Annotated in this window: 19 protein-coding genes and 1 riboswitch; of the genes, 7 read left to right on the top strand and 12 right to left on the bottom strand. The window is 64.0% G+C overall.

Annotated elements, in window-relative coordinates:
* Nucleotides 1-14 precede the first annotated feature (14 nt).
* A complete protein-coding gene (locus K5554_RS05735; RefSeq protein WP_221040182.1) occupies nt 15-485 on the bottom strand; it encodes a transcriptional repressor in 471 nt (156 codons plus the stop codon).
* Nucleotides 486-576: 91 nt separating this feature from the next.
* Nucleotides 577-2,040, bottom strand: a complete 1,464-nt coding sequence (locus K5554_RS05730; RefSeq protein ID WP_221040181.1) for a M1 family metallopeptidase — start codon at nt 2,038-2,040, stop codon at nt 577-579.
* 246 nt (nt 2,041-2,286) lie between these two features.
* Between K5554_RS05730 and K5554_RS05725 the strand changes: the two genes are divergently transcribed.
* From K5554_RS05725 to K5554_RS05715, 3 genes are all read left to right on the top strand, one after another.
* Complete coding sequence (locus K5554_RS05725; protein ID WP_221040180.1) at nt 2,287-2,676, top strand: DUF2680 domain-containing protein; 390 nt, start codon at nt 2,287-2,289, stop codon at nt 2,674-2,676.
* A gap of 240 nt (nt 2,677-2,916) precedes the next feature.
* Nucleotides 2,917-3,273, top strand: coding sequence for a nucleotidyltransferase domain-containing protein (locus K5554_RS05720; protein WP_221040179.1), 357 nt, complete (start codon nt 2,917-2,919; stop codon nt 3,271-3,273).
* Nucleotides 3,274-3,289: 16 nt separating this feature from the next.
* On the top strand, nt 3,290-3,694 hold the full coding sequence (locus tag K5554_RS05715) for a HEPN domain-containing protein (RefSeq protein ID WP_221040178.1): 405 nt from the start codon (nt 3,290-3,292) through the stop codon (nt 3,692-3,694).
* Between the two features lie 169 nt (nt 3,695-3,863).
* On the opposite strand, the gene K5554_RS05710 is transcribed toward K5554_RS05715, so the two are convergent.
* Nucleotides 3,864-4,931, bottom strand: a complete 1,068-nt coding sequence (locus tag K5554_RS05710; RefSeq protein WP_221040177.1) for a Glu/Leu/Phe/Val dehydrogenase dimerization domain-containing protein — start codon at nt 4,929-4,931, stop codon at nt 3,864-3,866.
* 668 nt (nt 4,932-5,599) lie between these two features.
* Here K5554_RS05710 and K5554_RS05705 point away from each other — a divergent pair.
* From K5554_RS05705 to K5554_RS05690, 4 genes are all read left to right on the top strand, one after another.
* On the top strand, nt 5,600-6,652 hold the full coding sequence (locus K5554_RS05705) for a hypothetical protein (protein ID WP_221040176.1): 1,053 nt from the start codon (nt 5,600-5,602) through the stop codon (nt 6,650-6,652).
* A 13-nt stretch (nt 6,653-6,665) separates the two neighbouring features.
* Entirely contained in the window at nt 6,666-7,226 is a 561-nt protein-coding gene (locus tag K5554_RS05700; protein WP_221040175.1) for a phosphoribosyltransferase family protein, read from the top strand.
* Nucleotides 7,227-7,308: 82 nt separating this feature from the next.
* A riboswitch (SAM riboswitch) is annotated at nt 7,309-7,418 on the top strand.
* 145 nt (nt 7,419-7,563) lie between these two features.
* Entirely contained in the window at nt 7,564-8,850 is a 1,287-nt protein-coding gene (locus K5554_RS05695; RefSeq protein WP_221040174.1) for a homocysteine synthase, read from the top strand.
* Between the two features lie 12 nt (nt 8,851-8,862).
* Nucleotides 8,863-9,966 carry a homoserine O-acetyltransferase gene (locus K5554_RS05690; RefSeq protein ID WP_255565528.1) on the top strand — a complete coding sequence of 368 codons (1,104 nt, stop codon included), beginning with the start codon at nt 8,863-8,865 and terminating at the stop codon, nt 9,964-9,966.
* On the opposite strand, the gene panD is transcribed toward K5554_RS05690, so the two are convergent.
* From panD to K5554_RS05645, 9 genes are all read right to left on the bottom strand, one after another.
* Nucleotides 9,938-10,315, bottom strand: coding sequence for an aspartate 1-decarboxylase (panD, locus tag K5554_RS05685; protein WP_221040173.1), 378 nt, complete (start codon nt 10,313-10,315; stop codon nt 9,938-9,940). The two genes, K5554_RS05690 and panD, sit on opposite strands and share 29 nt — an antisense overlap.
* Complete coding sequence (gene panC / locus K5554_RS05680; RefSeq protein ID WP_221040172.1) at nt 10,315-11,166, bottom strand: pantoate--beta-alanine ligase; 852 nt, start codon at nt 11,164-11,166, stop codon at nt 10,315-10,317. The genes panD and panC overlap by 1 nt, the downstream gene beginning before the upstream one ends.
* 100 nt (nt 11,167-11,266) lie before the next feature.
* On the bottom strand, nt 11,267-11,803 hold the full coding sequence (locus K5554_RS05675; RefSeq protein WP_221040171.1) for an ECF transporter S component: 537 nt from the start codon (nt 11,801-11,803) through the stop codon (nt 11,267-11,269).
* A gap of 170 nt (nt 11,804-11,973) precedes the next feature.
* Nucleotides 11,974-12,393: a DUF3842 family protein gene (locus K5554_RS05670; protein ID WP_221040170.1), complete on the bottom strand. Its 420-nt coding sequence runs from the start codon at nt 12,391-12,393 to the stop codon at nt 11,974-11,976.
* Between the two features lie 51 nt (nt 12,394-12,444).
* On the bottom strand, nt 12,445-14,244 hold the full coding sequence (locus K5554_RS05665) for an ATP-binding protein (RefSeq protein WP_221040169.1): 1,800 nt from the start codon (nt 14,242-14,244) through the stop codon (nt 12,445-12,447).
* Entirely contained in the window at nt 14,244-14,939 is a 696-nt protein-coding gene (locus K5554_RS05660; RefSeq protein WP_221040168.1) for a response regulator transcription factor, read from the bottom strand. The genes K5554_RS05665 and K5554_RS05660 overlap by 1 nt, the downstream gene beginning before the upstream one ends.
* A 223-nt stretch (nt 14,940-15,162) precedes the next feature.
* Nucleotides 15,163-18,234, bottom strand: coding sequence for a DNA polymerase III subunit alpha (locus K5554_RS05655; RefSeq protein WP_221040167.1), 3,072 nt, complete (start codon nt 18,232-18,234; stop codon nt 15,163-15,165).
* A 63-nt stretch (nt 18,235-18,297) separates the two neighbouring features.
* Entirely contained in the window at nt 18,298-18,537 is a 240-nt protein-coding gene (locus tag K5554_RS05650) for a DUF6504 family protein (RefSeq protein ID WP_221040166.1), read from the bottom strand.
* A complete protein-coding gene (locus tag K5554_RS05645; RefSeq protein ID WP_221040165.1) occupies nt 18,524-19,561 on the bottom strand; it encodes a hypothetical protein in 1,038 nt (345 codons plus the stop codon). Before K5554_RS05645 ends, K5554_RS05650 begins: the two co-directional genes overlap by 14 nt.
* Between the last annotated feature and the right edge of the window lie 299 nt (nt 19,562-19,860).

Below are 19,860 nucleotides of genomic sequence, written 5' to 3'. Positions count from 1 at the left end.
GCGGGTAACCCCTTCTACCTGCCTTGACCTTGGGCCTTGGCCGTACCGGCGCCCCTCTCCTGTTCCTCCCGGCGGCGCCGGCTGCACTCGGCACAGAGGCCGTAAAACTCCACCCGGTGCGAAAAAACCTCCCAGCCGTGCCGCTTACGCACTTCGTCCTCCAGTTCGGTAGCCACCGGGATGTCCACGTCCAGCACCCGGGCGCAGTCCACGCAGGTGAAGTGGTAATGCGGCTCCGGGTTGCCGTCAAAACGGCTGTACGTGCTGCCGAAGTCCAGCTCCATGATCTCGCCCATGTCGCGCAGGAGCTTCAGGTTGCGGTACACCGTGCCCAGGCTGATGTTGGGAATGCGCTTGCGCACCTCTTCGTACACCCAGTCGGCCGTAGGGTGGGACTTGGTGCCGCGCAGCACTTCGAGGACCACCTTGCGCTGCCGGGTAGAGCGCCGCTTGAGCTCGCGCCCTTTATCCTCTTTTTCCAGCATGGCTCTCACCTCAGTCGCATCGCCAATAAAAGTTACTAATAGTATACCATATTGAGAGCAAAAGTAAACCCGCTGGAGTGAAAAAGGGACGCTATTTTTCGCCGGCACTCTCCAGCCAGCGGTGGAAAAAGGCACTGAGGTCCCGCCCGCTTACCTCCTCCGCCACGCGGATGAAGTCCCGGCTGGTGGCCGTGCGGTAGGCGAAGCGCTGGTAATATGTTCTCAGGATCTTCAGGAGCGTCTCTTCCCCCACCTCCTCGCGCAGTTTGATAAAGAGCAGGCAGCCCTTGCCGTAGACCAACGCGTTGTATGCCAGGTCGCTGGGAAACGCGTCCAGGCGCTGCAGGACGACGCCGTCGCCTTCGGCCTGGCGGTAGGCCTCGTAGAGGCTAAGAAGGGACTGCGTCCCGGCAGCGGTTCGGCCGCGCACCTTTTCGAAAAAGAGCAGGGTGCTGAACTCGGCAAGCCCCTCGTCCAGCCAGGCCTCTTCCTCCTGGTTGTTCCCCACCACCCCGTACCACCACTGGTGGGCCGTTTCGTGGACAGCCACGTACTCCAAGACATCCGCGTCCGCCGGCCCGTAGAACTGCCGCGCCAGAAAGACGATGTTGGGGTATTCCATGCCCCCCTGGTAAAAGCCGGTGGCCGCCAGCGTGAACTGGTCGTACGGATAGGAGCCGAAGATGCAGCTGAAAAACTCCAGGGCGTCACGCCCCGCCGCCAGAACCCGCCGGCCGCCGTCCCGTTCCTCTTTGGGAAAATAGGACTGCACCAGGACCTCCCCCGCACGGGTGCGCAGCGCCTGGTAGTCGGAGCTAATGGCCAGGGCAAAGTCCCGCACCAGGCCGCTTTCCCAGGTGAGTTCCTTGGTGGGCCCGGGCAGGTTGCGCACGGCCCGGAGGTTGCCCGTGGCCGCCGCCTGGTAGGCGTCCGGCAGGGCGAGGTGCACCTTGTAGCGCGCCACCTCGCTGTAAAAGGGGTCGCCGCGCTCGTAGTACGGGTCCAGGTGCCAGCCGGCCGCATCATAAACGGCCAGGATGGGGTACCAGTTCCCCAGGCTGATGATGCCGTCGTTTTCGCCCAAGCGCCCGGGATAAGCGGGCACGGTAAGCTCCCAGGTAAGGGTGAGCTCCGCTTTCTCTCCCGGCGCGAGCGGCTGCGGCAGGGCAACCTTAAGCTGGGTGGCGCGCGCCTCCCAGCGGGCCGGGTGTTCACCCAGCCGCACACCGTGGACGGTAAGGCGGCCGGGCCGCGCCACATCCCGGGCAAAGGGGGCGGCATTGGGGTAGAGGTGGAAATAGAGTTCGCCCAAGGGGACTTCCTCGTTGTTGGTGTACTCCACCCGACTCTCCCCGCGCAGCGTGCCGCCGGCGGGGTCCAGAGAAACGTCCAGGTCGTAAACGGCCGGCACCAGCCCCGCCACCTGCGGCACTGCAGGCGGCGGTAAGAGCCCGCCTGCACCGCTGGGCGCCTCGCAGCGGATGGCAAGCCCCAGGCCCAAGAGAACTAGAACAGCTGCGGCGATGAAAAGCCGGCGCCGGTCTCCTCTCACCACCCCGGTCCCCCCCCTTTTACTGCTCACAGCTTCTACTATCCTATTGGCTTTTCCTCCCGGCTATACTTCACAAATTCTTCACATCCAGCTCAAACTCTCCTCAAAATTCGGGGTTATACTGTAACCGTACCGCAAAACCACACTCGTTGGTCGTAAGTCTTGGTCATCGGTCGTCGTCCGGCTGGGCGTGATCCTCCGGCAAGGCCGACAACTCACGACCAACCACCAAAAAAGGAGGCGCTGTTCGTGAAGAAGCTCCTGGCCTTCGGCATTGCGGCCCTCGTGCTGGCCCTGACCGCCATCCCGGCGCTGGCCGCCACAGACACGCAGGATACCACCGCTGACTTGGCGGCCCTCTACCAGCAAATGGTGAACCTGCGCAAACAAATCATCGACAAGTACGTGGACCTGGGCCGGATCACCCCCGACCAGGCCAAGATCGCCAAGGACCGCGTTGACCAGATGTACGAGTGGCAGAAAGAGAACAACTTCCAGTACGGCCCCGGCTGGGGCATGGGCCCTGGGTTCTGCCACAGCGGTTTCGGCCCAAACGCCGGTCTCGGGCGCGGCCCGGCGCGCTGGGGCTACGGTCCCGGCTATGCGCCCTCCTCTCCGGCGCCGGCTGCGCAAAGCTAGGGCAAACCGACCCCCTCCTGATTCCTTGCCGCAACCCTTCCTCCACCCCGGGGCATGCGCCCCGGGGTTTATTGCGGGCAGGGTTTCCGGCCGGCATGCGCTGCGAAACCCTGGAAGCCGCGGACATCTGCGTACTGGGCTTTAAGGGTTCTTCCGGGGCTTGTGCGGGGCAGTTTCTTCTGGTAGAATTACTATGCTAGAATTATCGTACATAAAGCGCTCGCTAAGGCGGTGGTTTCCATGCCGGCAGCCGAACGTGCCGCTTTGCGCACACAGCGTCGGGAGAAGCTGACAGCTGAGCTCAAGAGAATAGTAAGCATCCTTGCCGAGACAGGCGTTAACATGGTAATCCTTTTCGGCTCCCTGGCCGGCCAAAAGGTGGAAAAGCACAGCGATATCGACCTCATGGTTATTTGGGAGACAAACCTTGGATTCCTGGAACGACTTGACGTTTTGTACCGAAGGCTTCTCCCTACTGTCAGCCTGGATCTCCTGTGCTATACGCCGGAAGAGTTTACCGAGCTTCAGCAAAAAAATCCTTTCGTCCAACGGGCGGTAAAGGAAGGGGTGGTACTCTACGCGGCGTCCATACACTGAAGAAGCTGAGCGCTGGTTGGCCCAGGCAAGAAAAGACCTGGACGACGCCGAGTTCAACGCCTCGGGTGAGCGCTTCAACGTCGCCTGTTTCCTCTGCCAGCAAAGCGCCGAAAAGGCGCTCAAGGCTTTTCTTTACTCGTGCGGAGAGGATCCTTGGGGACACTCCGTGGCTGAGCTGGCCACCAAGGCCACCTCTGAGGACCCTTCTTTTGCAGGCATCGCTCCTGAGGCCGCCCTCCTCGACAAGTACTATATCCCCACCCGCTACCCCAATGGACTTCCGGGCGGCATTCCTTCGGCGGCTTATGGGGCCAGGGATGCCGCAGCGGCCTTGGAACTGGCTCGCAAGGTGCTGGAGTTTGTCGGCGCAAAAGTGCCCGCCTTACACTATGGGGCATCGCCCCCATCAGACAGCGCTTAGAACCGCAGCCGGATGAATCAAGCACATTGAGTATGGGGCCAAGGGTAAAGACGGAAGAATCCCTGGTAACAACTTTGGACGGTGCGTAAACGTTTGCCAACGCAATCAGGCCCTGTAAGCCATCCAGCGCTTACAGGGCCTGTTCGGCATTCGGCGGCTCAAAAGGAGCTTACCTGCCCAGGTACATACGTTTTTGCTCCAGTGCCTTCCGAATACGTTCTTCAGCCAACACCTTGGCAGCTTCGTACGGTTCGATCTTCCTTTCGGTGGCGATGGCAAAGACCTTGAGGAGAATGTCATAAATACCTGCTGCTTTCTTGTACGCTCGCTCCTTATTATACCCACCCGGGGCGAACTCTTCCGCCACGTTGATTACGCCTCCGCCGTTGACGATGAAATCCGGCGCATATACGATCCCCCTGGCTGCAAGGGCTTTCCCGTGGCGCGGTTCCAGCAGCTGGTTGTTGGCTGAACCGCAGACTGCCTTGACTTTTAATTTAGGAATAGTCTCGTCGTTGAGAACGGCTCCAAGAGCGCAAGGAGCAAATATGTCAGCCTCAACGTCAAAAACTTTGTCTTGTTCTACAGGAATGGCTCCCGCTTTGACAGCACGCTGCAGCTTATTCTCGAACATATCAGCAGCATATACCGTGGCACCGGCCTGGATGAGCTGTTCAATCAGGCTCAGGCCGACGTTACCACAGCCCTGGACGGCTACTTTTTTGTTTTCCAGGCTTTCATTTCCCCAGACGTGTTTTGCCGTGGCGCGCATGGCCTGCAATACCCCGTAAGCAGTCACCGGCGAGGGATTTCCGGATGTTTCAGGCAGCCCGGCCACGTATTTGGTTTCCTTGCGAATCGTCATCATGTCTTCCAAAGTACTACCGACATCCTCGGCCGTAATATAGCGGCCTCCTAAGCTTTCTACCATGCGGCCGAAGGCACGCAGCAGCTCCTCCGGTTTTTCTTTATTGGGATCGGCGATGATCACAGATTTGGCCCCGCCGAAGTCGAGCCCCATCCCCGAATTCTTATAGGTCATTCCCCTGGACAAGCGCAAAACATCAAACAAGGCCTCATCCTCGTTCTTGTAAGGCCAAATGCGAAGGCCACCCAGAGCCGGCCCAAGGGTTGTATTATGAATGGCGATGATGCACCTCAGCCCGGATACCTTGTCATAACCAAACAAGACTTGCTCGTGATCGTACTCTTCCATATTTCTAAGGACATCTCTCATTTTCTAAGCCTCCCCCTACATTTAAGCGATCTTTTCGGCTGCGCCGCCGGCAGAGTTCTTGGCCCCTCAAGCGCGAACCGCGCCGGGAATCCACCGTTCTCCTCCGGTGATTTTAGTACCATCGTCAAGGCGCTTGCCCACTTGTGATACGGTTCCACCCTGCAACATAATGCAGGTTAACGGACAACAAAGCTGCAAAATGTTGCAGAATACGAACAAAACTGCAGACACAGGTCAGGATACTGCAACTCCTTACGCTTCGCTCCGGTCTCGGCGGTATCGGCGGAACACCACCCCTTCCCTTCTTCGTGTTTTCCCTTTTCTTGACCACCAGCCTTCTTGTGGGTACCGACTTGGTACCGCCCTTGTTATTTGCAAAAAACATGCCAAGTCTGTGTCAACCAGGCGCGGCTTTCCCTGTTTTCGTCCCCTGCAAGCCACTGCAACCCGGAAGCGCTCTGCCTGCAGTATACTGCATTTGCGCCGACGGCCGGCCGGGCGCCTTATTGGTGGTGCGCTGGACAACCTGGACGTCAACCGTCTTGACGGCCGGCGTTCTTGCTGCTATACTCGAAGCGAACAATTTATGTTCATCCTGGCTAATTGTTCGTGCCGGGATATTCTTTTTTCTCCCGCTCCTCGCCCAAGCCGAGAAAGGAGGACAAACCTTGAGCCTACAGGACTTGCTGGCTGCGCTTGGAGTCATCATCAACGGTCTTCCCCAGGGGTTGCTCGCCCTCTCCTTCGGTTTTGCTGCCCTTCCGACCTCCGTGGCCTTCTTCATTGGCGCCGCCGGCGCGCTGGCCTTCGGCCTGGTTGCGCCCATCTCTTTCCAGGCGGAAACGATTACTCTGGTGGGCACCATGGGGCAAAACCGCCAGGAACGTCTGTCCATGCTGATTTGGGAAGGTGCCGTTATGACCGTGATCGGCATTCTGGGCCTTCTCCAGACCATTGTGACCTTTGTCGGGCCGGTGGTCACCAACGGCATGATGGCGGGCGTAGGCGTGGTGCTCACGGCAGTGGCCGTCAACATGGTGCGCGAAGAGCTGCCGGTGGGACTGGTATCGGCCGCTACTGCCCTTCTCGTCTACATGCCCACCAAGAATCTGGTCTACACCATCGTGGCCTCGGTAGCGGTCTCCACCATGGTGGCCAACCTGCTGGGCAAGGTAAACCCGGTGGCCCACAACAGCGAGTATGAGCGCTTCATTCTGCAGCGACCTATCGCTACGCCCCGCGTGCTGCGCGGCGCCGCCGCCCTCATCTGCCTTAACATCGGTGCCAACATCGCTTTTGGTAATATCACTGGTTCTATCGCCAAGACTACCCTCAACCTGGACCACCTGGCCATCGTCTCCAGCCTGGCAGACCTGGGTTCCGCCCTCTTCGGCGGGGGACCGGTAGAATCCATCATCTCCGCCACCGGGGCCGCACCGCACCCGTTGCTGTCCGGTGCCTTAATGATGTCTCTTATGGGCCTTATCCTGGTGGCTGGACTGCTGCCCCGGCTAGGCCGTTACGTGCCTATGCAGTCCATCGCCGGCTTTCTCCTGGTGCTGGGCGCCATCGTCACCTTCCCCATCAACGCCGAACTGGCCGTCACGGCCGATCCCCTGGTGGGTGGAGTGACGGCGGCCGTCACCGCCACCACCGACCCCTTCCTCGGTATGCTGGCCGGGGTAGCCATGAAGTACCTGATCGCGCTGTTTGGAGTGTAAAGGAGGTTGTGCCATGCCTGCAACGTACCATTTGCGCGTGGCCGGGCTGGAACGGGAGCTGCCCCTGGTGGAAGTGGCACCGGGCCTGGCCATTGCGAGTTTTGTCATCCTGGGCGACGCCGAGCTGGTGGAAGCCGCGGCACCCGAGATCGCCCGGCGCCTGCCCCCGGTGGACTTCGTGGTCTCCGCCGAGGCCAAGGGCATTCCCCTGGCGCAGGAGCTTTCGCGCATCCTGGGGCTTAAGCGCTATCTCGTGGCCAGAAAAAGCATTAAGCCCTACATGATCGACCCCCTGGTCACCGAGGTGGTCTCTATCACCACCCAGAAAAAGCAGATCCTCTGCTTGGACGGGAAGGACGCCGCCGCCGTGTGCGGCCGGCGGGTGGCCGTTGTGGACGATGTGATCTCCACCGGCGCCTCGCTGGAGGCGGTAGAGCACCTGGTAAAGAGCGCCGGCGGCACGGTGGCGGCCCGGGCGGCCATTCTGGCTGAGGGTGAGGCGGCAGAGCGCAACGACATCATCTTTCTCGAGAAGCTGCCCCTTTTTAAGAGTGCTGCAGGCCGACCGGCTTAAAGCTTGAAGGAATTCGTAACCGTAGGGTATTGACAAACCCGTGGCCGGCGTGTATAGTTAATGGCAACAACTGCACAGGAAACTCTTATCGCGAGTGGCTGAGGGACTGGCCCAATGACGCCCGGCAACCAGTTGGGGATGCCCAACCCGGTGCCAAATCCTGCAGAGCGGGCCCGCTCTGAGAGATAAGAGGAGGCGAAGAAACCCTCTTCTTATCGAAGAGGGTTTTTTGTTGCCTGTGCAGGGCGCGCGCCAGTCTCTCTCTCGCCGCAACCAAGGCTTCCCGGGATCCTGTAGGCCTGTCTCCTCGCTATACCCTAACTTGGGAGGAATAAACATGTCGCAGCGCAAACTCGGTTTTGCCACCCTGGCCATTCATGCCGGTCAGCGGCCCGACCCGGCCACCGGCGCCACCGCCGTCCCGATTTTCCAGACCAGCTCGTACACCTTCCGCGATGCTCAGCACGCCGCGGACTTGTTCGCCCTGAAGGAAAACGGGCACATCTACACCCGTATTGACAATCCGACGGTGGCGGTTTTTGAAGAGCGCGTCGCCGCCCTGGAAGGCGGTGTGGGCGCCCTGGCCACCGCCTCCGGCCTAAGCGCCGTCTTTTACGCCGTAACCAATGTGGCCCACAGCGGCGACGAGATTGTCTCCGCCAGCAGCCTCTACGGCGGGACGTACAACCTCTTTGCTGCCACCCTCCCCCGCTTCGGTATCACCACGCGCTTTGTGGACCCCGGCGACCCGGAAAACTTTCGGCGTGCCCTTACGCCCCGCACGCGGGCCCTGTACGTAGAGATCATCGGCAACCCCAAGCTGGACGTGCCGGACCTCAGCGCCATCGCCCAGGTGGCCCACACCGCCGGCATCCCGCTCATTGTGGACAACACCTTTGCCTCCCCATACCTTTGCCGGCCTTTCGATTGGGGAGCCGATATCGTAGTTCACTCCGCCACCAAATTCATCGGCGGGCACGGCACGAGTATCGGCGGCGTCATCGTCGACTCGGGCCGCTTCGACTGGACCAACGGGAACTTCCCCGCCTTCACGGCACCGGACCCCAGCTACCACGGCATCTCCTATACAGAGACGTTCGGCAGACAGGCCTATATCGTTAAGGCCCGGGTGCAACTGCTGCGCGACACCGGCGCCTGCCTGAGCCCCTTTAACGCCTTTCTCTTCCTGCAGGGCCTGGAAACGCTGCCGCTTAGGATGGAGCGGCACGCGGAAAACGCCCTGGCCGTGGCCCGCTACCTGGAGGGTTCGCCCTACGTGAGCTGGGTGAACTTCCCCGCCCTACCCTCCCACCCCTCTTACCCGCAGGCCCAACAGTACCTGCAGGGGAAGGGCGGCGCCATTCTCACCTTCGGCATCAAGGGCGGGGTGGAGAGCGGCCGCCGGTTCATGGACAGCCTGGAGCTCTTTTCGCTCCTCGCCAACGTGGGGGACGCCCGCTCGCTGGTGATCCACCCGGCCAGCACCACCCACCAGCAGTTGAGCGAGGAAGAACAACTCGCCAGCGGCGTTACGCCCGACCTGGTGCGCCTCTCCATCGGGCTCGAGGACGTGGACGACATCATCGCCGATCTGGACCAGGCCCTGAAAACAGCCGTTTCGTGAGGAGGTGGCAAAATGACCGGAGCTCCCCTTACAGTAGAAAGGCACCTGGAAGGCGTCGGCCTGGTGCACACCCGCTCCGTCACCTTCCCGGAGGGCCTCACCCTGTCGTGCGGCGCCACCCTGGCCCCGCTGGCCGTGGCCTATGAAACCTATGGGGAGCTGAACGCCGCGCGGGACAACGCCATTCTCATCTGCCATGCCCTCACGGGCGACGCGCACGCCGCCGGCCGGCACACGCCGGAGGATAAGGCGCCCGGCTGGTGGGACCCGCTCATCGGCCCCGGCCGCGCCTTCGACACCGAACGCTACTACGTCATCTGCAGCAACATCCTGGGCGGCTGCGCCGGGAGCACCGGGCCGACCAGCCTCCACCCGGCCACCGGCCGGCCCTACGGCCGCTCCTTCCCGGTGATCACCGTGGCCGATATGGTAAAGCTGCAGCACCGCCTCCTGGCGGAGCTGGGGGTAAGGCGCCTGGTAGCCGTGGCCGGCGGCTCCCTGGGCGGGCTGCAGGCCCTGGAGTGGGGCCGGGCCTACCCTGCGCTCGTGGAAAACGTCGTCGCCATCGGTGCAGCCGCCGCCCTTTCCACCCAGGCGCTGGCCTGGAACTACGCCCAACGCCAGGCCATTTTGCTCGACCCGGTACAGGGCCTGGCCCTGGCTCGGGCCATCGGCACCATCACCTACAAGAGCGACCTTTCCTGGCGGAGGAAATTCGGTCATGCCTGGGCCAGCCCGCCGGAGGAACGGTATCGCCTGGACAGCCGCCTGCAGGTGGAAAGCTACCTGGCCTACCAGGGCGAAAAACTGGTGCGGCGCTTCGATGCCGATTCTTACCTGTATCTCACCAAAGCCATGGATCTGTTCGACCTCCAGGAAGGATACCCTTCGCTTACAGCCGCCCTGGCCGGCTACCGCCCGCGAGTCCTCATGGTGGGCATCAGCTCGGACTTTCTCTTCCCGCCCTACCAGCAGAAGGAAATCGTGCGGGCGCTTCGGGCCAACAAGAAAAGCGCCGCCTACCGTGAGATCATCTCTCCCTACGGCCACGACGCTTTTCTTATCGAATTCGATCAACTGGGCTACATCATCGAGGAGTTTCTCCTGGGAGCTTGATTTCCTTGACTTTGTTGGCCTGGTCCACCAGCACAACCCGCGGCCGGAAGCCCAGAGCTTCTTCAGCGCTCACCCAGGTGTAGGCCATGATGATCACCTTGTCCCCCGGTTGCACCAACCGCGCCGCCGCGCCGTTAAGACAGATGGTACCGCTCCCGGCCTCCCCGGGTATGACGTATGTTTCCAGCCGGACACCGTTGTCGACGTCCACCACCTGCACTCGCTCATGCTCCAGCAGGCCGGCAGCCTCCATCAGCGCGCGGTCCACCGTGATGCTGCCCTCGTAGTGCAGGTCCGCCGCCGTAACCGTGGCGCGATGGATCTTGGCTTTGAGCAGGTTGAGCAGCATCAGTCGACGACCACCCTGATGTTGTCAATAAGCCGTACCTTGCCGATATAGGCCGCCACCGCCAGCATTACGCGGCCGGAAAGGGCGGCCTTTTCCGCCAGCGTTTCCGGATCCACAACCGCAACATAATCGATGCGGCTGACGAGGGGCTCGGCCTGGAGGGTGCCGCGTACGGCCTCTCCCACACGCCGCCCGTCGCGTTCGCCGGCGGCAATCAGGTCGCGGCCGCGCAGGAGGGCCCGGTAGAGCACGGTGGCCGCCCGCCGCTCCGCCGGGGAAAGGTAGGTGTTGCGGGAGCTGAGCGCCAGGCCGTCGCTCTCGCGCACGATGGGCAGGGGGACGATCTCCACATCGAGGTTCAGGTCGCGCACCATCCGCTGAATCAGCGCCAACTGCTGCGCGTCTTTTTCGCCGAAATAGGCACGGTCGGGGGTGACAATATTAAACAGCTTGGTCACTACCGTAGCCACCCCGCGGAAGTGTCCCGGACGAAAAGCACCGCACAAGCCCTGGCTGAGCCTTTCCACTTCCACATGGGTCTGAAAGCCTTCCGGATACATCTCCGCCGGCGCCGGGTGAAAAATAACAGCGGCACCTGCTTCCGCAGCCAGCCGGGCGTCCCGGTTCAGGTCGCGGGGATACGTGTTATAGTCCTCCTGGGGACCAAACTGGAGTGGGTTAACAAAAACGCTCACCACCACAAAGTCACACTCCGTCCGCGCCCGCCGAATCAGGCTGAGGTGCCCCTCGTGCAGGTAGCCCATCGTAGGCACCAGGCCGATGCTCTTCCCCCTCCGGCGCTCGGCCCGCACCAGCTCCCGTACACCGGCGATTGTCTCTACCACGTTCACGCTGCAGTTCACCCCTTCTCTACAGGAGCTCGTTTCGTTCCATTATAGCACACGGGCGCGCCCCAGACGAGGGCGCGCCGCTTATTTTCGAGACTTTTCGTCACGGTTTGGCCATATCCCCCGCTATAACGGCAGGGTGGCTCCGCCGCAGCTGAAGCGCCACCAGGGGGATAATGATGAGCTGCAGGGCCAACCCCGGCAGCCCCTGTACCAGGGCGCCGTACACGTAAAACACGGGGTTGACGTGGAAGCCGAACAGGGGACCGATGACTGCAGCCGCAAGCCCCAGGGCCACACGGCCGGCCAGCATGGCAACAGGCAGGGTAAGCCAGATGCTCCAGGACGTGCGGCGGGTAAGAACGGAAAGGACCAGGGCATAGGTGGCCAGCTCAACCACCATGAGCGGCAGCACGGGCGGGGAGAGCGGCGGCATTCCGGTCAGGAAAAAACTCACGAGCGGCGCCAGCACACCCACGGCGGCAGCCAGGCCGGGGCCGAGCAGTAGGCCGGCCAGGAAAATCGGGATGTGCATGGGCAGGAGCACCGGCCCGCCCACCTTGATCAGGTGGGCCGCCAGGGGCAGGGTGACGGCCAGGGCGATGAGCAGCCCGGCAACGACCAGGTCACGTGTTTTCATACTCTACCTCCTCACAAATACGTAAGGCCCGGGGCCGGTTTTCGAACCGGCCGCGGGCCTTCATGGTCCAAAACTCATTCGTGTGCAATGGCGGCACAATGGACTGCACTCCTACGCTTTTCCCGTCCCTTGGGGCCCGATTCATCGGGCCCTGTTCAGCCCACACGGCTTCAACGCGCCGGCTTAGGCAGCTCCCCCAGCCTTTCGGCGGCCGCGCGGATAAGGGCACCCAGCGGCTGCGCCGGTACGCCCACCAGCTCCACGTGCGGCTGGGCCACGGGCAGAAGCAGCTTTTTCGCCGGGCTGGCCACCACGGCTTCAGCCATGGCAGCGGTGATTTCGCCCATCATGGAGTTGGGGATGATAATCCCCAAAGGCCCGACGATGACGTCCACTTCCCGGGCCGTCACCCGGATGGCGTTTTCGCCGGAGGCTCCGCGGGCCGCGCCGGCACGCACCATGGCGGCGGTGGCGGCGGAGTTGGTACCCAGGGCAACGATTTCGCTCCCCGCAGGGAGGTTCGTCTTGAGCTGGGCGATGAGCTGGCTGCCGATGCCGCCGCCCAGCCCGTCGATAACCGCTATGATCATGCTAAACCTCCCCGACACCAGGGCGGTCTTCGGACCGCTCTTCCGATCACTTTAATTTATTTCGCCGCCCGCGCCGGTATTCCTGCCGGCTGGAGGAAGGGTGAAGGTAAAGGTGGTGCCGCGGCCTGGGGTGCTTTCGGCCCAGACGCGCCCGCCGTGCGCCTCCACCACCCCTTTGACTATGGCCAGGCCGATGCCTGTGCCGGCTGTGGTGCGCGTGCGCGCCTTCTCCACCTTGTAGAAACGCTCAAAGATGTAGGGCAGGTCCTCGGGCGGTATGCCCGGCCCGGTGTCTCGCACGCTGAGGGCCAGCATCCCGTCTCTTTCCTCGCCACAAACGCTCACCCTGCCGCCGCCCGGCGTGTGGCGCAGGGCGTTGTCGAGGAGGTTGATCAGGACCTGTTGCAGGCGGTCGGCACTCCCCCAGGCCGGTGGTAGTGACGCCGGCACCGCCAGCTCCAGCCGGACCCCCTTCTCCTCTGCCAGCGGGCGCACCTTCTCCGCCACCTGCCGACAAAGCTCCGCCACGTCGACCTCACCCTTCTCGAGTACCAGTTGTCCCGCCTCGATGCGGCTGAGGTCCAGCAGGTCGCTCACCAAACGCCTGAGCCGCAACGTCTCGTCCAGGATGATCTCCAGGTACTTCTTCTCCTCCGTCGGGTCGGCCGCCAGCCCGTCCAGGATGGCCTCGGTATAGCCCTGAAGGTAGGTGAGCGGCGTACGCAGCTCATGCGAGACGTTGGCCACAAACTCCCGGCGCATTTCCTCCAGCCGCCGCTCCCGCGTCATGTCGAGGAGAACGGAGACCACCGCGCGCACCGTGCCCCGGGGGTCGCGCAGGGGCGCCAGGCGGCAAACCAGCACCCTGGTACCTACCGTCGCCTCGGCCCCCTGCACCTCTCCTGTTGCCACCACCTGCCGGAAAGCTTCAGCCAGGGGCGCAAGCTGCAGCTCTTCGCCCAGCTTCTGACCCTCCGCCAGCTCCACCAGGGGTGCCAGGTACTGGGCCGCCGGCGGATTAAAGAGCAGCACGCCGCCTTCGGCATCAAAGGTGATCACCCCGTCGGTCATGCTGCCCAAAATGCCTGCGAGCTGGTTGCGCTCGGCCCCCAGGGCGTCCAGGGTACGAGCCAGTTCCTGGGCCAGGTGATTGAGGGCCTGGCCCAGGCGGCCCACCTCGTCGTCCGACTGCACGGCTATGCGCGGGGAAAAGTCGCCCGCCGCCATCGCCTGGGCCGCCCGCTGCATGCGGATGAGCGGGCGGGAAAGCGAGCGCGAAAGAAAGAAGGCCACCACCGTAGCCACCACCAGGCTCACCAGGATACCGTAAAGGATAAGCCGGCGCACATTGGCGATGGTGCGCGTGATGGGTGCCAGCGGGGCGTACAGGTAAACCGCTCCCACCACATCTTCCTGCATCTTAACCGGTACCGCCACCGTAAGGACGGTTGCGTCCACTCCCGGCTGGTAGCCCCGTATCACCACTGTTTTGCCGGCCAGCACGGCGGCGGCCTGGGGCGGCGTCAGCGCCTGCCGGCCCTGCTGCCCCCAGCGGTGCATGCGCATCATGCCCGGGCTGGCGCTTTGAATGAGGCCGCTTTTGTTCATGATCACGACGTTGGCGTTAAGAAAATCCTCCACTAGGCTGAGGTCCCGCAAGAGCTCGGCGTCACTGGGCGAAGTCAGTACGAGTTTACCCAGGTTCTGCCCCTGCTGGATCAAGTTCTGGGCCTGGAGGTTGAAGTAAAAGTTGTCGAAGAGTTGAGAGAGAAGCAGCCCCAGCACCAACAGGATGGCCACCACCACCAGGACCAGGGTGAGCCAGAGGCGGCTGACAATGCTCTTCAGCACTAGGCCTTCACCTCGAACTTGTAGCCCACGCCCCAGACGGTCACCAGGTACTCCGCCCCCTGGCCGGCCTTCTTGAGTTTCTCGCGCAGGTTCTTGATGTGGGTGTCCACCGTCCTGAGGTCGCCGTAGAAATCGTACCCCCAGACCTGCTCCAGGAGCTGCTCACGGGTAAAAACCCTCCCCGCCTGGGAAGCCAGGAAGTAAAGAAGGTCGTACTCCTTGGGCGTGAGGGGCACCTCCTGCCCCGCCGCCTCCACCCGCCGCGCCGGGCGATTGATGCTGAGGCCCGGGAAAGTGAGAACTTCCCTGTTCTCCACCGCCTGGGGGCAGGCCCGGCGCAGGAGCGCCTTGATCCGCATTACCAGCTCCCGCGGGCTGAAGGGTTTCACCACGTAATCGTCGGCACCCAGTTCAAAGCCGGTCAGGCGGTCGATCTCCTCGCCCCGCGCCGTGAGCATGATGATGGGCACGTCGCGCGTGCGCCGGATCTTGCGGCACACCGTCCAGCCGTCCAGCTCCGGCAGCATCACGTCGAGAATCACCAGGGCGAACTCCTCCTGGGCGATCTTCTCGAGCGCCCGGCGCCCGTCCGCGGCTTCGACCACTGTAAAGCCCTCGCGCTCCAGGTAGAGGCGCAAAAGGTCCCGCATCCGCGCCTCGTCTTCCACCACCAGAATCTTCTTGCACTGTGCCATTCGAAATCGCTCCGTTCGTCCAAGTTAAGGGATTTCTCAAGCGCAGCGGCTGTGGCCGCGTTCTTTCTGTATGTTTCCGCACCAAGTACCAGTTATCCTGCTTGCCGCTTCCGCGACGCCGAGCTGGAAGCCTCGAAGGGCCCGGCCTGAAGCGGAAAGCCCCGGCCAACCGATGCGACCCCACGTGCGCCCGGCAGTGAGGCAGCCGCCGAACAACTCATTATCACCTGAAAAAGCGGCAGGCGAAGCCGGCGTCAGGCCGGCATGCCTTGATCTCCGTCGCAGTAAGGCTGGGGGCGGCGCCGCGCCGCTCAAGGCGACCGTGTACCTTAAGCGGCGCGAAGGAGCCGCTGAAAAGCAGCTGGCCGTAGCGCCGGTAGACCTCTTCGAATACAGTAACGTCGATCAGCCCGGTTTCGTCTTCCAGAGAGAAAAAGGCCACCGTGCGCCCGCTCCGGGTGGGCGGGCGGTGCGGGCGGATGGGCAGCCCCGCCACCGTCACGGCGCGCCCTGCCGGTAGGCGCCGTGCCGCCTGGATGGCAACCGCCCCTTCCTGCTCTAGGCGCGGGCGCAGGCAGGCCAAGGGATGACCGCTCAGGGAAAAGCCGAGGAGGTCCCACTCGTAAAAGATCTTCTCCCCCAAGGAAAAGTCCGGCACGTTGGCCGGCGCCCGTCCCAGTTTATCCTCCCAGAGGAGGGCACGGCGGTTGGGGTTGAAGGCGCTACAGGCGCCGGCCAGGATGAGGTTTTCCCGCACGTCGGCCGGGAGGCTCACCCGCGCCTTAAGATCGGCCAGGGAAGTAAAGGGGCCGCGGGCGCGCGCGGCCAGCAGCGCCTGGAGCGCCTTCTCCTCCATGCCCTTCACCCGGCGGAGGGAAACCCGGATGGCGCCGTTCTCCACTGTGCAGGTCGCCCCGCTCCGGTTCACATCCGGCGGCAGCACGATTACGCCGCGCCGGCGCGCCTCGCCGATGAGCACCCAGGGCGGGTAAAAGCCCATGGGCTGGCAGCTTAAAAGGGCGGCCAGGTAGTAGGCAGGGTGGTGGCAGAGGAGGTAGGCCGTCTTGTAAGCGGTGGTGGCGAAGGCGGCGGCATGGGCCTCGCAGAAGCCGTAGCTGGCGTAGCCGGCGATCATGTCGAAGATGGCCTGCGCCGTCTCGGCCGGCACGCCCCGCTCCATGGCCCGGGCCACAAACTCCGCGCCAACGGCCGCCATCTCCGCCTGGGAGCGGGCGTGGGTCATAACGCGCCGCAGCCGGTCGGCCTCACCGGCGCTGAAGCCGGCGAGGGCGGTGGCGATGGCGATTACCTGCTCCTGGAAGAGCACTACGCCGTAGGTTTTCTTGAGAATGGGCGCCAGCGCCGGGTAGGGGTAGCTAACCGGCTCCTGCCCGCGCCGTCGGGCGACAAAGGGCTCCACCATGTTGCCCTTGATAGGTCCAGGGCGGATCAGGGCCAGGCTGGCTACAATGTCCTCCATGTTGTCCGCCCCCAGGCGGCCCTGCAGCGCCCGCTGGGCCGGGCTTTCCAGCTGGAAGACACCAATGGTTTCGGCGGCGCGCAGCATCTTAAAGGTGGCCTTATCGTCAAGGGGCAGGCGGTCGTAGGCAAGCGGCCGCCCGCTGGCCGCCAGCGCCTTTAAGGTCTCGTCCACCGCGCTCAGGGTGCGCAGGGAAAGAAGGTCCAGTTTAACGAGTCCCAGGTCCTCTATATCGTCCTTGTCGAACTGGGCAACCACCGTTCCCTTGGCCGCCCGCTGCAGCGGCACCAGGTCGGCCAGGGGTTCCCTGGCCACCACCAGGCCGCCCAGGTGGGTCCCCAGGTGGCGGGGCAGGCCTGCGGCAGCAGCGCAAAAGTCGAGCAGCCGCTCGTAGCGCTCCCAGGGAAGGGAGCTGTTTTTTAGTTCCGGCACCCGCTCGCGCGCACCGCGGATGCCGTCGGCGGGAACGAAGTAGGGCAGGCGCTTGGCCAGGGCGTCCAACTCCGCTGCGGGCAGCTCCAAGGCCTTCCCCAGGTCGCGCACCGCCGAGCGGGCCTGAAAGGTGTTGTAGGTGGCCACGGCCGCCACTTTGTCTTCGCCGTAGCGCTGGGTCAGGTAGGCAGCCAGGTCGTCGCGGTAGCGGGCGTCGATGTCGAGGTCGATGTCCGGCCGCTCCGCCCGCTCTGCGCTCAAGAAGCGTTCGAAGAGAAGTTCCCGCCGGAAGGCGTCCACCTCGGTGATCCCCAGGCAGTAGGCCACCACCGAGTCGGCGGCCGAGCCCCGCCCGGCGCAGCGGATGCCGCGCGCCTTCGCCGCGCGCACGATGTCCCACAGCACGAGGAAGTAATCGGCAAAGCCCAGGCGGGTGATGACGCCGAGCTCCTGCTCTAGCCGCTCGCTCAGGGCTGTGGTCACGCGGCCGTAACGCCGCCCGGCTCCTGCGAGGGTGAGGCGCCGCAGCATTCCCTCCGCCGTTTCACCCGGGGGCACGGGAAAGCGCGGGAAAAGGGCCTCACCCGCCGGGAGCGCAGGTTCGAGCGATGCCGCCAAGGCGGCCGCCGCGGCTAAGGCCTGGGGGTAAGCGGGTAAAAGCTGCGCCAGCTCCTCCTTAGACTTCAGGTAGTTCTCGGCGTTGAGCGGGCGCTCCGGGTGGACGGCCGAGACGGTGGTCTGGGTGCGCACACAGGTGAAAAGGTCGTGGAGGGGAAAGTCCTCTTTGCGGGCGTAGTGGACATTGCCCGTGGCCACCAGCCTTACGTTTAAGGCCCGGCCCAGGTCGGCCAAGGCCTGGTGCAGCGCCCGGTCGCCGGGAAGGAGGTTCGGGATAAGCTCCAGGTAGAAGTTCTCGCGCCCAAAGAGGTCGCGCAGGCGCCAGGCCGCCGTCCTTGCTTCCGCCAGCCGCCCCTGGAGGATGAGGGCGGGCACTTCGCCGCGCCGGCAGCCGGAGAGGGCTACCAGGCCTTCCCGGTGCGCGGCCAGGTTTTCTCCGGTCACTACCGGACGGCCGCGGGGGTGATCAAGGTGAGCCCGGGTGAGGAGCCGGCAGAGGCTCCGGTAGCCCTGCCGGTTCCGGGCGAGAAGGGTCAGGTGGTAACCGCCGGCCAGCGTCACCTCCGCCCCCAGGATGGGTTTGACTCCGGCTGCCCGGGCCGCCTGAGTGAAGCGCACCGCCCCGGAAAGGTTGTTGTGGTCCGTCAAGGCAAGCGCCGGCTGCCCCAGCTCCGCTGCCCGCCGCACCAGGTCGGCAATGCGGCTTGCTCCGTCCAGGAAAGAAAACGGCGAGTGCACGTGCAGGTGCGCAAACCCCGGCTCCACCGGGATTCCCTCCTTCTGGTGAAACGGCTTATCGCCTGACCCTTCCTGGGCGGGAAGGGCCTTCTAATCATAGACCTTGTAGAGATGCCAGCCGGCCGAGGAAGGTTCGAAGTAAAGCTCGTAAAGGCCGCCGGCGGCGGTAAGGCGGTAGAAGATCTTCTCGGGCTCGCCGCGCCACCACTCGCCGGTGTCGGCCCAAACCTCCAAAACAGCGCCGACGGTAAGGGTCCTCCCCCGCCAGGTGAAGGCCGCTGGACGGCCGCCCGGCGCCGCCACGCTGATGGGCCGGTCAACCAGCCGCACGGGTGTGGCCTTCTTTGCGCGTTCCCGCCCCCGGGCGGCGCAGCGGGTCGAAGAACGCCAGCACCTGCTCGCGGCGGCTGGCCGGCCACCGGCTCCCCCAGTTTACGCGGCCGGGATAGCGTTCCTCCAGCCGGGCCAGCACATCCTGCAGCCGGGCCCGCGTCCGGGGCGGGCACACGGCCGGCAGCAGGCTCAGCTGGCCGGGAAGGAGCGGTGCCAGTGGACCGAGCCGGGCGGCCACGGCGCTGAGGCGCCCGGGAAGCGCCGCCGGCACCAGGCGCTTAAGGGTCGTGCCCAGGTCGGCGGCTGTAAGCTCCGGCCGGTTGAACTCCCGCGTCCCGGTAAGGGGCGGGCCGGCTTCGGGAAAGAGGGTGAGTTCCAGGCGCCGCCCCCAGGCGCTGCGCCGCTCCTCTCCCCGGGCCAGGTAGCCGGCTGCGGCGGCGCACCAAGCTATAAGGCGCTCACGGTCGGCCTCCCCCGCCCAGGAAGAGCGATACTCCAGGTAAGCGGGCGGTGTGCCCTGCACCCGGCTGCCGTCACGGCCGCGGCTGAGCTGTGCCACCCGGTACCCTTCCGGACCGAAAAAGCGGTACAGCTCCTCTTCCGGCAGCTCCGCCGCCTGCCCGATGGTCTTTAGTCCCAGGAGCCCCAGGCGCTCGCGCAGGCGTGGCGGCAGCGGCCAGAGGTAAGCAAGCGGCAGGGGGGCGAGAAAGGCCGCCTCCTTCCCCGGCGGGACCACCACTATACCGTCGGCCCCGCACACCCTCCTGGCGCGCTGCGCCAGGGTGGCCGCCCGTGCCGCCAACTTGTTCGCCGCCAGGGAAGCGCAGAGGCGCCTGCCCAGGGCGGGCACCAAAAGCTCCCGTAGCTCCGTTACGGCCTTCTCTGGCTCCGGCAGGCGCGTTAGGTCAAGAAAAAACTCCGGTCCCGCCCCACCCTCCACCCTATCTGTAAATAAGCCGCAGGCAGCCAGGAGTTCTTCCCCTTGAAGCAGGTTAAACTCCTCGAGGTATCCGTGTGCCACCCACACCGCCCTCACCTCTGGAACGTATGTTCGATAGAAATATTATACCCCCGCCTCAGGGGTAGAACAAGAGGATAATCCTGGTAAGGTAAGAAAAACAGCCTACTTTTACTGTAGGCCTGTAGGCTGATCGCCAAATACCTTGGCGGCCGAAGCCGCGAAGTCCTTCCCTCACGGCACCTTACGCACCGTCTGCGCCGCAAGGGAAGGACCGAGGACCTAAGCTTTTCCTCTTCCGCTGGCGCCGCTGGCGGCAGGTGGCTGCTGCCCAAGCGAAGTCCAGGTCCGCCCGCCGTCCC

The organism is Gelria sp. Kuro-4 (genome assembly GCF_019668485.1).
In the GTDB taxonomy this organism is placed as follows: Bacteria; Bacillota; DTU030; order DUMP01; family DUMP01; genus DUMP01.
The sequence above is the reverse complement of the archived record's forward strand: the minus strand, read 5'-3'. Positions and strand labels throughout refer to the sequence as shown.